Origin of the sequence: Bacillus sp. HY001 (assembly GCF_007558965.1) — a bacterium.
In the GTDB taxonomy this organism is placed as follows: domain Bacteria; phylum Bacillota; class Bacilli; order Bacillales; family Bacillaceae_G; genus Bacillus_A; species Bacillus_A mobilis.
Genome location: NZ_VLTE01000005.1, coordinates 194,287 through 209,214 on the forward strand (window position 1 = coordinate 194,287; position 14,928 = coordinate 209,214).

General features: G+C 35.3%; 15 protein-coding genes. 4 read left to right on the top strand and 11 right to left on the bottom strand.

Translation table 11 applies throughout. The annotated features are described in order from the left end of the window. Positions 1-8 precede the first annotated feature (8 nt). The 4 genes from FOT98_RS03645 to FOT98_RS03660 all read right to left on the bottom strand — a co-directional run bounded on the left by FOT98_RS03645 (position 9) and on the right by FOT98_RS03660 (position 3,749). Positions 9-341 carry a DUF3909 family protein gene (locus FOT98_RS03645; RefSeq protein ID WP_061680346.1) on the bottom strand — a complete coding sequence of 111 codons (333 nt, stop codon included), beginning with the start codon at positions 339-341 and terminating at the stop codon, positions 9-11. Between the two features lie 5 nt (positions 342-346). Then, positions 347-1,225 (bottom strand): NAD(P)-dependent oxidoreductase, encoded by an 879-nt coding sequence (locus FOT98_RS03650; RefSeq protein ID WP_063260903.1) that lies wholly within the window; start codon positions 1,223-1,225, stop codon positions 347-349. 4 nt (positions 1,226-1,229) lie between these two features. Next, on the bottom strand, positions 1,230-2,366 hold the full coding sequence (locus FOT98_RS03655; protein ID WP_063260902.1) for a serine hydrolase: 1,137 nt from the start codon (positions 2,364-2,366) through the stop codon (positions 1,230-1,232). A gap of 90 nt (positions 2,367-2,456) precedes the next feature. After that, the gene (locus FOT98_RS03660; RefSeq protein ID WP_061679121.1) at positions 2,457-3,749 is read right to left on the bottom strand and encodes a GGDEF domain-containing protein; all 1,293 of its coding nucleotides are present in this window, start codon (positions 3,747-3,749) and stop codon (positions 2,457-2,459) included. 331 nt (positions 3,750-4,080) lie between these two features. Between FOT98_RS03660 and FOT98_RS03665 the strand changes: the two genes are divergently transcribed. From FOT98_RS03665 to FOT98_RS03675, 3 genes are all read left to right on the top strand, one after another. Then, on the top strand, positions 4,081-4,698 hold the full coding sequence (locus FOT98_RS03665) for a nitroreductase family protein (protein WP_063260901.1): 618 nt from the start codon (positions 4,081-4,083) through the stop codon (positions 4,696-4,698). Positions 4,699-4,988: 290 nt separating this feature from the next. Beyond that, positions 4,989-5,207, top strand: a complete 219-nt coding sequence (locus FOT98_RS03670; RefSeq protein ID WP_000100490.1) for a hypothetical protein — start codon at positions 4,989-4,991, stop codon at positions 5,205-5,207. Between the two features lie 196 nt (positions 5,208-5,403). Next, positions 5,404-5,772, top strand: a complete 369-nt coding sequence (locus FOT98_RS03675) for a DUF3915 domain-containing protein (protein ID WP_063260900.1) — start codon at positions 5,404-5,406, stop codon at positions 5,770-5,772. Positions 5,773-5,869: 97 nt separating this feature from the next. Here the strand turns inward: FOT98_RS03675 and ptsP are convergent, their stop codons facing one another. The 4 genes from ptsP to glcT form a co-directional block, all read right to left on the bottom strand. After that, entirely contained in the window at positions 5,870-7,582 is a 1,713-nt protein-coding gene (ptsP, locus tag FOT98_RS03680) for a phosphoenolpyruvate--protein phosphotransferase (RefSeq protein WP_061679119.1), read from the bottom strand. Beyond that, positions 7,582-7,845: a phosphocarrier protein HPr gene (ptsH, locus tag FOT98_RS03685; protein ID WP_000411080.1), complete on the bottom strand. Its 264-nt coding sequence runs from the start codon at positions 7,843-7,845 to the stop codon at positions 7,582-7,584. Before ptsH ends, ptsP begins: the two co-directional genes overlap by 1 nt. Before the next feature lie 135 nt (positions 7,846-7,980). Then, the gene (gene ptsG / locus FOT98_RS03690; RefSeq protein ID WP_063260899.1) at positions 7,981-10,044 is read right to left on the bottom strand and encodes a PTS glucose transporter subunit IIABC; all 2,064 of its coding nucleotides are present in this window, start codon (positions 10,042-10,044) and stop codon (positions 7,981-7,983) included. A 339-nt stretch (positions 10,045-10,383) separates the two neighbouring features. Next, on the bottom strand, positions 10,384-11,232 hold the full coding sequence (gene glcT / locus FOT98_RS03695; protein WP_063260898.1) for a glucose PTS transporter transcription antiterminator GlcT: 849 nt from the start codon (positions 11,230-11,232) through the stop codon (positions 10,384-10,386). A 165-nt stretch (positions 11,233-11,397) separates the two neighbouring features. Here glcT and FOT98_RS03700 point away from each other — a divergent pair, with 165 nt between their 5' ends. Then, a complete protein-coding gene (locus FOT98_RS03700; RefSeq protein WP_063260897.1) occupies positions 11,398-12,204 on the top strand; it encodes a Cof-type HAD-IIB family hydrolase in 807 nt (268 codons plus the stop codon). Positions 12,205-12,274: 70 nt separating this feature from the next. Here FOT98_RS03700 and phnF read toward each other — a convergent pair whose 3' ends face one another. Genes phnF through nagA form a run of 3 tightly spaced genes read right to left on the bottom strand, consistent with a single transcriptional unit; the run spans position 12,275 to position 14,871 of the window. Then, positions 12,275-13,006, bottom strand: coding sequence for a phosphonate metabolism transcriptional regulator PhnF (gene phnF, locus FOT98_RS03705; RefSeq protein WP_002194085.1), 732 nt, complete (start codon positions 13,004-13,006; stop codon positions 12,275-12,277). After that, positions 12,936-13,724, bottom strand: coding sequence for a glucosamine-6-phosphate deaminase (nagB, locus tag FOT98_RS03710; RefSeq protein WP_001024205.1), 789 nt, complete (start codon positions 13,722-13,724; stop codon positions 12,936-12,938). Before nagB ends, phnF begins: the two co-directional genes overlap by 71 nt. A 4-nt stretch (positions 13,725-13,728) precedes the next feature. Next, positions 13,729-14,871 carry an N-acetylglucosamine-6-phosphate deacetylase gene (gene nagA / locus FOT98_RS03715; RefSeq protein WP_063260915.1) on the bottom strand — a complete coding sequence of 381 codons (1,143 nt, stop codon included), beginning with the start codon at positions 14,869-14,871 and terminating at the stop codon, positions 13,729-13,731. Between the last annotated feature and the right edge of the window lie 57 nt (positions 14,872-14,928).

A 14,928-nucleotide genomic window follows, 5' to 3' on the forward strand; every position in this document is an offset into this window, starting at 1 on the left:
GAGGACTTTTATTTATTTTCTTCTAGAAATTGAAACAATTCTTGTAGGTGCAAGACGTCTTCACTATAACTAACAGATACGTGACATATACCATCAATCTCAGCTTGCATATATAGATCAACTCCATCTCGATCATATTTCAATGCCAAATAAAATTCCATTTCTTCTAGCATCTTTTTTGAAGATCGAATAACATAATGCCCCTTTTCATCTCTTCCATATTCGAATTTCGGCTCAAAATCATATTTTTGTTTAAAAGCTTCTTTTTGTTTTTCATTAATTTTTATACAAGTTGCTCGTTGTACAGTATCAATCATCTCATCAAATTTTTGAAGATCCATCTCATTTACCCCCTTATGTACTTTTTGTATAACACTTGTGTTCCGCTATTCTCTTCCCCATCTTTCATTAACTCTTCATACAATTCCTTCGCCAAACTTAAACCTGGTACTGGTAATTGCAACTTTTCCGCCTCATCTAAAGCAATCTTCATATCTTTCATAAAATGCTTTACATAAAACCCTGGTTCAAAATCTCCCTTTAACATTCGAGGAGCCAAATTACTCAATGACCAGCTACCTGCTGCTCCCGTTGAAATACTTTCTAATACTTTATCTGGATCTAGCCCAGCTTTTTTCGCATAAGCAACAGCTTCACATACTCCAATCATATTTGAAGCAATCGCTATTTGATTGCACATTTTTGTATGTTGTCCACTTCCAGCTGGCCCTTGTAACTGAATATTTGTTCCTAACTTTTCAAATAAAGGTAAACATTTTTCATATATTTCTTTCTCGCCACCGACCATAATTGCAAGTCTTGCTTCTTTCGCACCAACGTCTCCTCCTGATACAGGTGCATCTAACGTATATACATTCTTACTTTTACCCATTTCATTAATACGTTTTGCCAATGTTGGTGTAGATGTCGTGAAATCAATTGCTATCGTACCTTCATTTGCATTCTCCAAAATTCCATCTATCCCAAAGTATACTTCTTCTACATCATGTGGATATCCAACCATAGTCATTACAACATCAACTTGTTTTACTAACTCTTTCGGTGTATCACACCAATTTGCACCATCTTGCACTAAAGAGTCTGTCTTCGCTTTTGTTCTATTATATACATATACTTTATAACCGTCTTGCATTAAATGACGCACCATACTTTTTCCCATTACACCAATACCGATAAAACCTATTGATACATTTTTACGTTCCATTTTCTCATCCCCTTTGTTCTAATAAATCACTTACCATCTTTCGAAACTCATTATTAAAATCATCATCTATACTATTTTTCACATTTGAAAATAAAATAACAAAAGTGCCTTTTTCTTTATTAAAATTATTGAAAGTATTCCAACCAGATAGTACACCATGATTATAAAAATAATCCGGATATATGTAAAAACTAAATGCATATTTTCGTTCTGTTGAAGGTGAAAACATCGCTTGTATACTTTGTTCAGAAAGAAGTTTCCCATTTATAATCGCTTCGTCTAATTTCTTCATATCGCCAACTGTCGTATACATCTCACCGCATCCATATAACCACTCCATTAACAATTTTTGTGCAGGTTCAAGGACATTCTCTTTCTTTACATATCCTTTAGTAAAATGCTGATCTCCCTGAGCCATATTTCCCATACCAGATTCATGCATTTCTGCTTTAGTAAATATATTTTCTTTTATGTAATCTCCTAAAGGTTTTTTCGATATGCTTTCTATAATATAGGCAAGCACCATATAATTATAATCTGTATATCTCCAACCTGCGCCTGGTGGAAATTCTAATTTTTGACTTCCAATCCAATTTACTAAGTTTATACGAGAAGCGGCATTCACTTTCCCTTTTCCGCTTTCTGGTAAACCTGATGTGTGTGTTAACAAATGATATAAGGTGATATTTTTATCTACCGGAAAAGAGGGAATATATTTATTTACATTGTCTTGAATATTTAACTTCCCTTGTTCCTGCAGCTGTAAAATAGATGTGGCCACGACTGTTTTCGTAATAGAACCGATACGATATTTGGTTTGAGGCGTATTTTCTATCTTATTTTGAACATCAGCATACCCATATCCTTTATTCAATATAACATGCTCTTTATCTGTCACTAAAACTGTTCCATTAAATTGCTTTCCTACTAAATATTGATCTAACTTTTGAGATATACTAGCATAATCAATTTTTTGTTCTTCTTTTTCTTCTATATTCTCTTGTACTTCTGATTCAATAGTAGGATTCACCTTAGTTGTTAATACAGTACTTTCCTTTATATTGGGATTATAGAGAAAATAGTATACTCCACCACCAACTACAGCAGACAGCAAAGCTATCGTCATTATTTTTTTTATCATATTGTTCCTCCATAATTCCTTCGTTCAAAATCCCCCTCACATTCTATTATCAAACAATAAAAAAAAATCGCAACAATTTGTTGCGAAAAATTATTTTTTTTCTTTTCTATATACACATACTTGATTTTTCCCATTTTTTTTCGCTTCATATAATGCAATATCCGCTCGTTGCATTAATTCTTCTCTTGTAATCCCTTGTTCATATAATGCAACTCCAAAACTGGCTGTTAATTTCGAAATTCCTGAGAATTGCTTTGTTTCAATGAAAAATCGTAATGATTCCGCAACCTGAAATGCCTCTTTTTCTACAGTATTCGTTACTAATATAATAAATTCTTCTCCTCCCCACCTTGCAAATACATGTTGCTGCTCCACTTTAGATTTCATAAGCTCTGCAAGCTGAATTAACGCTAAATCACCAAAATCATGACCATACGTGTCATTTACTGTTTTAAAATTATCTATATCAAATAAAATGAGCGCTATTTTTTCATCGTTACGCATTGCATTATCCCATTCTGCCTCTAGTATTTGTTGGAACTTCAAACGATTATAAATCTCTGTTAACGAATCTATCATCGCAAGCCTTTCTTGTTCTTGATAGATTTCATCTAATTCTGTAATCTCTGTACACTTCACAATAAATCTTGATAAATCTTCTGGCAGTGGTGTCGCACGCAATAAAAAAGTTGACACTTCCCCTTCATAATTGGACATCTTAATTCTTCTATCATATGATAATGTATCATCTAACCATGTTATATCATGGGTTGTTGAATAGTATCCATTTTCTCTAATAAAATGTTCAGCAAATACTAAATGTTGCTCACGATAGGCAAACAAATTTTCATATCCGAAAAACTCTAAAAAGTTTGTATTACAATCAACAATCTCATCGTCTTCTACTATAAATAATAGATCATTTTGAAAATCAAACATCATTTGAAGTAGTTCTTGTTGCAAACTTACTTGCCGTACTAAAGAAAGCTGATACAAACTCTTATTCACTTCCTCTAACACCATTTGTGGGGTCACAGGGGCTATCACAATATTACGTATTCCTAACGTAAGCACCTCTGCAAACTCGCTTGTTATTTGTTGATCCCAAATGACAATAAATGTACTCTGTGGATTATACATATTCTTTATATATTTTATTTGAGAAAAATCTGTTACATACATAATTACAATATGTGGTTTAGTCCTCTGAAACAATAATTCTCCTTCTTCAAAACTATTTGCTATAAACATACATTTTGGATGAATATTTTCTATCGTTTGTTGATGTGTACATCCATTTTCTATATAAAGGACATTTAACTGAAGATCTTGTAATACATTTTGGAAAACCGTATTCTCTAATAAAAAATGTAGTATGTTCATCACTAGTCTTCACTCACTTCATATATCTTGTTCTACTGAATTCCTCACAAACATTTTATAAAAAGCTGCTCTCAAAAAATTTTAATGAGTGAGGGATACATATTAACAAGCTAATTGAGAATGTTCTCTTTTCTTTTTCACTCTATAAATTCCTTTTTTAGTGTATGATTATCGGAATTGTATCGTTTGTATGAATGCCCTAGCTTCCTCTTTAAAACTTGACAATTAAAATAAAGATATTATATTCTTAAATTCGATAACTTACAAAATGTAAGTAGAATATACTACATGTATTTTTTCATAATTTGATATGTAATTTGGAGGATATATAATGACAAACGATAATTTTTTTGATGTTCTATATGAACGCACATCTACACGTGCATTCAACCCGGAGAAAGAAATTTCATCTACAGAGTTACACGAGATTTTAAAGGGAGCTGCTCAAGCACCTTCTGCTTGGAACTTGCAGCACTGGAAATTCCTCGTATTCCAAGGTGAAGATGTACAGAAACGATTACATCCAATTGCTTATAACCAGCAACAAATACTTGATGCTTCTGCTGTAGTCGCTATTTTAGGTGATTTAGAAGCTTATAAAAACGTTGAACCGGTTTATGGTCCAATTGTAGAACAAGGATTCATGAAAGAAGAAGCTAAAGAGCGCTTAGCTAAAAATATTGAGTCTGCATATGCTCGTGAGCAATTCCCAAGAGATGCAGCCTTTTCAAATGCATCTTTAGCAGCAATGCAACTTATGCTTGCAGCTAAAGCAACTGGCTGGGATACTTGTGCTATTGGTGGTTTCAACCCACAAGCACTTATAGAAGAATTCAATGTTTCATCTCGTTACGTACCAATTATGCTTATTACAATTGGTGAATCAACTTTAAAAGGCCACCCTGCACCACGAATGAGCGTAGAACAAGTGAGTGAATGGGCAAAATAAGAAAGTGAACCTTTAGTCAATATGAGGGGTTTACTGCCTGTTAATGCGGGATAAAAAAGAAACGAAGGTAATTTCATTACCTTCGTTTCTTTTTCTTCTGTCACACATCCGTAATATTACAATGTATTATTCGACAGCTTTACATAAAAAAATAGTAAATTTTATGCTATTTCCATAAACAAAAATGGCGTTTCATGTCGAAATTTGTTAAAACAACGAAATATAACCGTGTGTTTTTGTTACAATTATGATACAATGATAACAAATAGATAACAAGAGAGGGATTTTCATTGAGTTCATACGGAAGCTTTATCGCACTTTTAAGCTACATAGTAACTGTACTGCTGTTATATTTTATTGGCGATGCTGCAAACATATCAGTGTTACAATTCCCAAAAGAAGAAGCGTTTCAATTAGAAGCGGAAAAACATACTGCAAGATCCATTGCACCACTACTCTTAGCTCTTCCTGTATATATCATCGTTTTATATAAAAGCAAAAAAGTGTAAAGGCTACCTATTTCATTCATTCCGGTGGTCCTTACACTTTTTTGTGATATCTATCCTATTTTAAACATCATCCCGTAATAAACACCCAGCTAGTCATTTAAAATGAGAAAATCCCCTAGAAAAAATTCCACTCTCTGTCCAGTCACTCACTACCGAACTTACATAGATTATAAGTGTGAAGGGGGTGATGAGGATTATGTTTGGATCATTTGGATGCTGTGATAACTTTAGAGACTGTCATCATCGTGAAAGAGAGTGTGACCATCGTGACCATCGCGAGAAAGAGAGAGAGGTAAAACCACAACAACCAGCTGTATGTAACGTACTTGCTAGCATTTCAGTTGGAACAGAGCTTTCTCTTTTAAGCATTAGAGGTAACGGCACATTCAACAATGTAATTTTTGAAGGTTTCGCTAACGGTGTTGCTCTTTTCTCTGCTTTAGCTCGTAATAACAACAAAGATAACAAAGATAACAATAAAGACGATAAGAACAATCAAAACCGAAATACTTTTACTGGTATTTTACGTGTATGCCCAACTGATATCGTTGCTATCGCTATCTAATTCTGTTCCTTATCCTCTATAGTAAGAAAATAAGATTTACTTTTCTCATAGAAAAAACCTGAGACCGATTTCAAATCGACTCAGGTTTTTTTATTGATTATATGCTTTTAACTAGTTCAACAACTTCTTCAGCAGTTGACATCATTAATGCTTTTTCTGCTAATGTTTCCATTTCTGCTTTTGACAACTTGCTTAGTTGTGTTCTTGCAGGAAGAATAGATGTTGCACTCATACTGAACTCATCTAAACCTAATCCTAATAATAATGGGATAGCAAGTGAATCTCCCGCCATCTCACCACACATACCAGCCCATTTTCCTTCTTTATGAGCCGCTTCGATAACCATTTTTACAAGACGTAAAATAGATGGGTTATACGGTTGGTATAAGTAAGCTACTTGTTCGTTCATACGGTCTGCAGCCATTGTGTATTGGATTAAGTCATTTGTTCCGATAGAGAAGAAATCAACTTCTTTTGCGAATTGATCTGCTAATACTGCTGAAGCTGGGATTTCAACCATCATACCCACTTCAATAGAATCAGAAACAGTTGTACCCGCTTCTACAAGTTTCGCTTTCTCTTCTAATAAGATTGCTTTCGCTTGACGGAACTCATCAAGAGTTGCAATCATTGGGAACATAATTTTTAAGTTACCGTATACGCTAGCACGAAGTAATGCACGAAGTTGTGTACGGAACACATCTTGCTCATCAAGACATAAGCGAATTGCACGGTATCCTAAGAATGGGTTCATTTCTTTTGGTAAATGTAAGTATGGAAGCTCTTTATCTCCACCGATATCAAGTGTACGAACAACAACAGGTTGACCTTCTTTTACACCTTCAAGAACTGCTTTATACGCTTCGAACTGCTCTTCTTCTGTTGGAAGATTGTCACGGCCCATGTATAAGAATTCTGTACGGTATAAACCAACGCCTTCTCCGCCATTATCGATAATACCTTGTACATCATTTGGTGTTCCGATATTTGCAACAAGCTCAACGTGATGTCCATCACTTGTTACAGTAGCTTGGTCTTTTAATTTTGCCCATTCAGTTTTTTGCTCTTCAAATTTCGCTTTCTTTTCTTCAAAAGAACGAAGAGTTTCTTCTGATGGATTAACAATTACTTCTCCATCTAAACCGTCGATGATTACGATATCGCCGTTTTGGATTTTCTCCATAACAACTTTCGTACCAACAACAGCTGGAATTTCCATAGAACGAGCCATAATTGCAGAGTGAGATGTACGTCCACCGATATCAGTTGTAAAACCTTTTGCATACTTACGGTTTAACTGAGCTGTATCAGATGGTGTTAAATCTTCAGCAATGATGATTACTTCTTCAGAAATTGTACCAGGGTTTGAGAAGTTAATTCCTAGTAAATGTGCAAGAACGCGTTTTGTTACGTCACGAATGTCCGCAGCACGTTCTTTCATATATTCGTTATCCATGTTTTCAAACATAGAAATAAACATTGATGCAACTTCATCCATCGCAAATTCAGCATTTACTTTTTCGCTATTTACTTTATCTTTTACTGGGTTTACTAGTTCTGGATCATTTAACACTAATAAATGTGCTTCAAAGATCGCAGCTTTATCAGCACCTAGCTCAGCAAAAGCGTGGTCCTTAATAGCTTCTAATTCAGTTTTTGCTTTCTCAAGCGCAGCGTCTAAGCGTGCAATTTCAGCAGCTTCGTTTGTAATTGATTTCTTTTCAATGTTAAATTCAGGATTCTCAAGTCTGAAAGCCTTTGCAATAGCAATCCCACTTGATGCAGCGATCCCTTGAATGTTAAGAGTCATTATTCTCCTAATCCTTCGTTTTTCATAGTTTCTTCGATAGCTGCTAGTGCTTGAGCTGCATCATCACCATTTGCAGTGATTTTAATTTCTGCGTTTTGTTGAATACCTAAAGACATAACGCCCATGATTGATTTTAAGTTAACGTTTTTTCCGTTATACTCTAAGTTAATGTCAGAACCAAATTTGCTTGCAGTGTTTACAAGTAGAGTTGCTGGACGAGCATGAATTCCTGAGTCGCTAGTTACTTTAAAGATTTTTTCCATGATAATTTATCTCCTTTAAATTACAGTATTTTTTAGTTGTATAGACGTGAGTACTACATCATCTATTGTATATAATAGGCGATGTTCGGTCAACCACATCGCCTATTATAATTATAAACATTTTGCGTCAAATTCCTACTGAATGTCAATAATAGCGTTTTCGCCCTTCTTAACATTTCCATCTTTTTTCAATTCGACTTGTTGTCCTTGTTGTAAATTCGTAAAGACAATTGGTGTAATGATAGATGGTGCATTTTCTTTTACAAATGCAAGATCTACTTTTAATAATGGTTGTCCTTGTTTCACTTTGTCGCCTTGTGCTATAAGTGCTTCAAAACCTTCACCATTTAATTTTACAGTATCAATACCGAAATGGATTAAAATTTCTTTTCCGCCTTCAGATTGAATGCCAATCGCATGCTTTGTAGGGAATACGTTGACGATCTCACCGTTAACTGGAGAAACTACTGTTCCTTCTGTTGGCTCGATTGCAAATCCGTCTCCCATCATTTTTCCTGAGAATACTTGATCAGGTACTTCTGTAATCGGTAAGATTTTCCCTTCAATTGGTGAAACGATTGTTTCGTTTTCATCAACTTGCTGAGGAGCTTCTTCTACTTTTACAGGCTCTTCTTTTTCAACATGAGGTGTACGACCTGACATAATATCATGAATTTGTGATTTTAATGTGTCAGATTTAGGTCCGAAAATAGCTTGAATGTTATTTCCTACTTCAAGTACACCAGCTGCTCCAAGCTCTTTTAAGCGATCTTTGTTTACGTTCTTTTGTTCGTTAACTTGAACACGTAAACGAGTAATACAAGCGTCTAAAGAAGCAATGTTTTCTTTACCACCAAGTGCTACTAATACTTCACGAGGAAGTTCACCCGCTTCAGTTTTTCCTGCACCGTCATTCGCATTTGCTACTTCACGACCAGGTGTTTTTAAATCCCATTTACGGATTGCAAAGCGGAATCCGAAGTAGTAAATAACTGCTAGCACAAGACCAACAATAATTACCCACCACCATGCTGTACGGCCTGGTAGTACTCCGAATAACATAAAGTCGATTAAACCACCAGAGAATGTCATACCAATTTTAACACCTAAAATTTGCATTGTCATAAATGATAGACCAGCGAATACGGCATGAATTCCGAATAGTACTGGTGCTACGAATAAGAATGAAAATTCAAGTGGTTCTGTAATACCTGTTAAGAAAGATGTTAATGCGGCAGAACCTAAAATACCTGCTGCTAATTTTTTATTTTCTGGACGTGCTTCATGGTACATTGCTAATGCTGCTGCTGGAAGACCGAACATCATGAACGGATACTTACCAGTTGTAAATGTACCTGCTGTTAATTCTACACCGTCTTTTAACTGTGCCATAAAGATTTTTTGATCACCACGGATTAATTCGCCAGCTGCATTTGTATACTGACCGAATTCAAACCAGAACGGTGAATAGAAAATGTGATGTAATCCAAATGGAATTAATGAACGTTCAATTAAACCGAATATGAATGCTGCTAATGTTCTATTTGCATCAATCATTTGATGTGAGAACGTATTTAAGCCACCTTGAATGTATGGCCAAATGAAACACATGATAATACCTACTACTAAAGAGAATGTTGCAGTTGCGATCGGTACGAAACGCTTACCTGCGAAGAAACCTAAGTATGATGGTAATTCAATGTTGAAGTATTTATTGTAGCAATATGCGGCTACTATACCGACGATAATACCACCAAATACTCCCGTTTGTAGCGTTGGAATTCCTAATACGTTTGCATATGCTGGATCAGAAAATCCAATTTTTACTGGATCTGCTCCAGAACTTGTTACTTTCACTAACTTATCTACTTCTAAGAACACACTCATCGTTTTGTTCATAATTAAGTAGCCGACGAATGCTGCTAATCCAGCTACTCCGTCTCCACCAGCTAAACCAATTGCTACCCCAACTGCGAATAATAATGCAAGGTTAGCGAAAATAATATCACCAGATTGTTCCATAATTTTTGCTACCATTACGAACCAATCTGCTTTTAATGCAGGAATAACATTTGTTAACTGTGGATTTTGAAATGCATTACCAAATCCAAGTAAAATACCTGCTGCCGGTAAAATCGCTACTGGAAGCATTAACGCTTTTCCGACTTTTTGAAGAACACCAAAGATCTTCTTAAACATGGAAACCCTTCCTCTCTTATCTATATTGATACCTTCCGACAAACGCCAAAAAGACATGAGGAAAAAAAGATAGAACGATAGCTATACAAAGGGTAGTATATCCCTTTCTCAAGCTTACATTCCTTACTTTTCTCCACTCATGCCTGATCGAATCAGTAACACGTGTCAAAAATAGGATTACTTATAAGTTCACTATAATTAAGGCAAACGTTTTCGTTACTTACCTTAATGTGTTTGTCGAAATTTGTATAACTTTGCATTAGTTATTATACATAACTATTGTAAGCGATTCAATGATTTTTTTTAACGTTTTCATTTTAGACAAAAATATATGTCTTTTTACACATGCTCTGCTTTCACTAAGCGCTGCAGGTGCATCGTTAAATATATGCTCTCTGCTTCATACACAGGAAGTTGCAATTCTTTTTGCATGACCTTTACTAGCTTCCAAGCTAAATTATAACAGACAGGATATTCCGCCTTTAATAAATCAGCAAAGCTTTGTGATTCCTCTACTTTCTCCCCTTTTTTCACCCGTTCAATAGCATATTGTAAATGACGGATAAGGCGTAAGTAGTGGATACTTTCTTGGTCTAATGTAATTTGTAAGTTTATCTCAATTAAAGATACAAGCTGTGCAATGAGACGGGAGTTTTGATTAACTGAAGATAAATCTGAATTTGTAAGTGAACTGTAAATATGGAGTGCAATAAAACCGATTTCTCCTTCTGGCAATATAATTTGCAAACGAGAATTTAAAAGATCTACAACACCTTCAGCAATTTCATATTCCTCTGGATAGAGCATTTTCGTTTCAACTAAAAAAGGATTATCAATTGTAAGTCCTTGTTTTAATCTCTTAATTGCAAAAGAAATATGATCTGTTAAAGCGATATGAATATGTTCATTCAATGGTGATTTTGCTTTTTCTTGAATGTAGAACATAATATCATTCATTAATTCAATTAATTTTTCACTCACATGCGGCACTAACAGTTTGTATTGTTCACGATCACGTTCATTTTTTAAAACAAACATTTTCTCAATTTGTTCTTGCTCCAATACGTCTTTCGCTTTTTTCCCAAATCCAATTCCTTTACCAATCACTACTACTTCCTCGTGTTCAGGATGGCTAGCAATGATGACATTATTATTTAAAACTTTTTTAATTTCTAGATAATTATTCATATAACACCACCCTCGTACTTAAATAGCCTGCTTTTATGTTACAGAACATTCTTCTTTGTCGTCAATGTAAAACATCTACCATTTCATAAAAATTCATTTTTTAGACATGTTTATATATGATGCGTATAATGTAAGAGCAACTGTACATAGAAAGGGGATAACAACATGATTAAAATGTTTGTAAGTGATATCGATGGTACAATGATGCAACACGGAGGATTAATTGACGAACAGGATCTTGTAGCACTTCGCAGTCTTGCTGAGCAAAATGTTATTCTTTGTTTCGCTTCTGGCCGACTTGATAATGAAATTGCAGACTTAATGAAAGCTGTAAATACAAATTTCCATCGTATTAGTGTAAATGGTGTTTTCGTGTACACACATGAAAACGAGCAACTATTATCCGCAACATTCGATTCGAGTATTCTACCTGATCTGTTAGCAATGACAAATGAAGATCCTTATTTTCGTTATATAAGTGATGAGCATAATTATTACATTGAAGAAAAAACACCGTTTATTCATGAGCTCGAACAACAAGTCACGATGACTTCTGTTGAAGAACCGCATCTATTACAGAAAATTGATGATACAATTTTTCCAAATAAAATCTCTGTCGGTGGAACAAAGGAAAGCTTACAAATCCTTCAGAAAAAAATTGATGAAAAATTCCACGGAAAAGTTAGTACATTCATTTCAGCAGAACAATGTTTAGATGTAATGCCACCTAATATTAGTAAAGGGGCTGCTATTTCTGTTTTATTAAAAGAGTTTCAAATACAGCCAGATGAAGTTGCTTGCATAGGGGATTCTTATAATGATATCCCAATGTTTTCTTTAACTCCTCACAGTTTTGCTATGTCTCAAGCAGATGACGCAGTAAAAGAACACGCTCACTATGTAGTAAATACAGTTAAAGATGCTGTTAACCACGTAATTGCTCATAATAAAAATACGACTCACTCCTTGTAAGGATGAGTCGTATTTTTTCTTTACATGTTAAACAATTTGACATTAACTGTACTTCACGAACTGAAATATATTATTTGTTACGTGCGATGTTTGTAATAAACTTATAACGATCCCCACGATAAATACATTTCACATACTCTAACGGTACTTCACCTTCTGAATATGACCATTGACGCATTACAAGCACTGGCGCCTTTTTAGGAATATGCAGATGTTCCGCTTCATTATCCGTTGCAATTGAAGCTTCAATTGATTGAGTAGCGCTAACAAGTTTAAAGCCCAGTTTTTTCTCTAAATGTTCATATAAAGATTGTTGCAATATTTCTTCGTTAATATCTTTTACAAGAGCTGGCGACAAATATGTCGTCTCAAAAGCAATCGGTTCATCATCAGCTAAGCGAATACGCCTCACTTCATAAACCGACTCTCCCTCCTGTATTCTCAACCGGTCTGCGATTTTCGCAGTAGCTGGAACTAGGCGGAAACTAAGTAATTGACTACTTGGGTTCATCCCACGAGAAATCATATCTTCTGTGAATCCCGTCATTCCTTGCAATTTTTGTTCCACTTTCGGAAGTTGGACAAACGTACCGATTCCACGTTTCCGATATAAATAACCTTGTTCCACTAAATTATTAATCGCCTGTCTGATTGTCATACGACTCACTTCGAACTTATCGCAAAGTTCATTCTCAGATGGGATTTTATCTCCCGGCTTCCATTCGCCGTCCTCAATTAGCTGTTTCACCCACTCTTGAATCTGATAATAGATCGGAAATGGTGAATACTTGTCGATGTTCATCAGCAATCGCCTCACTGCATAAAGATAGAGCTTCTTGATCAGCGATTACGGTTACATTCGGATGACGTTGTAAAACTGTAGCAGGACACGCTTCACTATATTCACCTTGCAATAATTCTTTAACAGCTTCTGCCTTTTTAGAACCCATAGCAACAAGTAGAATTTGTTTCGCTTTCATAATGCTTCCGATTCCCATTGTAATCGCATGAGTTGGCACATCTTCTTCTTTTTCGAAGAAGCGAAGGTTTGCTTGGCGTGTAGATTCTGTTAATTCAACAATGTTTGTTGGAGAATTAAACAGTGTTCCTGGTTCGTTAAATCCGATGTGACCGTTTTCACCGATTCCAAGAATCTGTAGGTCAACTGGGTTAGCAGCTAGAATGCCCTCGTAACGTTTGCACTCTTCCTCTAAATCACTTGCCATCCCGTTTGGTACATAAGTTTGTTTAAATGGAAGATGATCAAACAACTGTTCTTGCATAAAATAGTGATAGCTGTTTTTATCTTCATGTGGTAAATTTACGTACTCATCTAAGTTTACAGTGGTTACACGGCTTGTATCAAGTTTATTTTTTCGCATTTCTGCATAAATACCTAATGGAGAGCTTCCTGTAGCCATTCCTAATGTTGGATTTTCTTTTGTTTTTACAACTTCTTCAATTAATTTATAACCTGCTTCTGCTAGTTCTTCTGGAGTTTTTACAACAAGAATATTCATTTAATTACTTCCCTTCCTTCATATGAATTCCTAAACGAACCGTATCATATACATGTAAATCTTCATTCATCACAACAAAGTCTGCATCTTTTCCTACCGCTAATGCACCTTTATGATTTAATCCAAACTCTTCTGCTTGGTTAACTGATGTCATTAGTACCGCATCTTCGATTGAACAACCTGTAAATTCAATTACATTTCGGAAAGCTTGATCCATTTTTAGAATACTACCAGCTAACGTTCCATCTTCTAATCGAGCACTACCATCTTTTACATGTACTGGCTGTCCGCCAAGCTCATATAATCCATCTTCAAGACCTTTTGCACGCATTGCGTCAGTAATAACACTTACTTTTTTCGGTCCTTTTAATTTATATGCTAATTTCACCATATCAGGGTGAATGTGAATACCATCTGTAATTACTTCAACCATTACATCTGGATTTAATAACACATGACCAACAACTCCTGGTTCACGGTGATGTAATCCACGCATTTGATTGTATAAATGCGTTGCATGTGTAATGTTTCTATTTTTTAGTTGCGCATCAATTGCATCTGTATGACCCATTGTGCCCACAACACCAGTTTCAGCAAGATACTGTTCAAACTCTAACGCACCTTCTTCTTCAGGTGCATATGTTACTAATTTAATTAGATTCCCGCTTGCTTCCTGCCATTGTTTAAATTGTTCAATATTCGCAGGAACAATATGTTCAAGTGGTTGTGCACCTGCACGTTTTTTTGAAACATACGGTCCTTCTAAGTGAATATATTCGAAATGTGCTCCTTTTTCTTTCGCTTCCTTCGCAGCATGTAGTGCTGCTTCGATTGCTTCTGGAGCTTGTGTCATTGTTGTTGGAAAGTAAGTTGTAACTCCTTCTTTTAACATTTCTTTACCTAGAGTTACTAATCCATCGCTATTTGCATCCATCGCATCAATATCGTATCCACCATGAATATGAACATCGATCATACCTGGAATCACAATTTTACCTGCCGCATCTAAAACCGCTTCATTTTCTTGTGATACATATTGAGCCATCAAACCAATTTCTTTAATTTTTTCTGCGTAACGAATAAATCCGTTTTCCACTACTTCTTGACCTGTATAAATTTTGGCATTGATGACAACTTGCGTTTTCATTTTCATCGATCCTTTCCCATGAAATACCTACTTGTTATTATTACCTTATTCGCCTAA

Coding starts and splice junctions, on each gene's coding strand:
- FOT98_RS03675 (WP_063260900.1), top strand. CDS start 5,404: ATGTTTGGATCATTTGGATGCTGTGATAACTTTAGAGACTGTCATCAT.
- FOT98_RS03655 (WP_063260902.1), bottom strand. CDS start 2,366: ATGATAAAAAAAATAATGACGATAGCTTTGCTGTCTGCTGTAGTTGGT.
- ptsH (WP_000411080.1), bottom strand. CDS start 7,845: ATGGAAAAAATCTTTAAAGTAACTAGCGACTCAGGAATTCATGCTCGT.
- FOT98_RS03650 (WP_063260903.1), bottom strand. CDS start 1,225: ATGGAACGTAAAAATGTATCAATAGGTTTTATCGGTATTGGTGTAATG.
- ptsP (WP_061679119.1), bottom strand. CDS start 7,582: ATGACTCTTAACATTCAAGGGATCGCTGCATCAAGTGGGATTGCTATT.
- phnF (WP_002194085.1), bottom strand. CDS start 13,006: ATGAACATCGACAAGTATTCACCATTTCCGATCTATTATCAGATTCAA.
- FOT98_RS03660 (WP_061679121.1), bottom strand. CDS start 3,749: ATGAACATACTACATTTTTTATTAGAGAATACGGTTTTCCAAAATGTA.
- FOT98_RS03700 (WP_063260897.1), top strand. CDS start 11,398: ATGATTAAAATGTTTGTAAGTGATATCGATGGTACAATGATGCAACAC.
- FOT98_RS03645 (WP_061680346.1), bottom strand. CDS start 341: ATGGATCTTCAAAAATTTGATGAGATGATTGATACTGTACAACGAGCA.
- nagB (WP_001024205.1), bottom strand. CDS start 13,724: ATGAATATTCTTGTTGTAAAAACTCCAGAAGAACTAGCAGAAGCAGGT.
- ptsG (WP_063260899.1), bottom strand. CDS start 10,044: ATGTTTAAGAAGATCTTTGGTGTTCTTCAAAAAGTCGGAAAAGCGTTA.
- glcT (WP_063260898.1), bottom strand. CDS start 11,232: ATGAATAATTATCTAGAAATTAAAAAAGTTTTAAATAATAATGTCATC.
- nagA (WP_063260915.1), bottom strand. CDS start 14,871: ATGAAAACGCAAGTTGTCATCAATGCCAAAATTTATACAGGTCAAGAA.
- FOT98_RS03665 (WP_063260901.1), top strand. CDS start 4,081: ATGACAAACGATAATTTTTTTGATGTTCTATATGAACGCACATCTACA.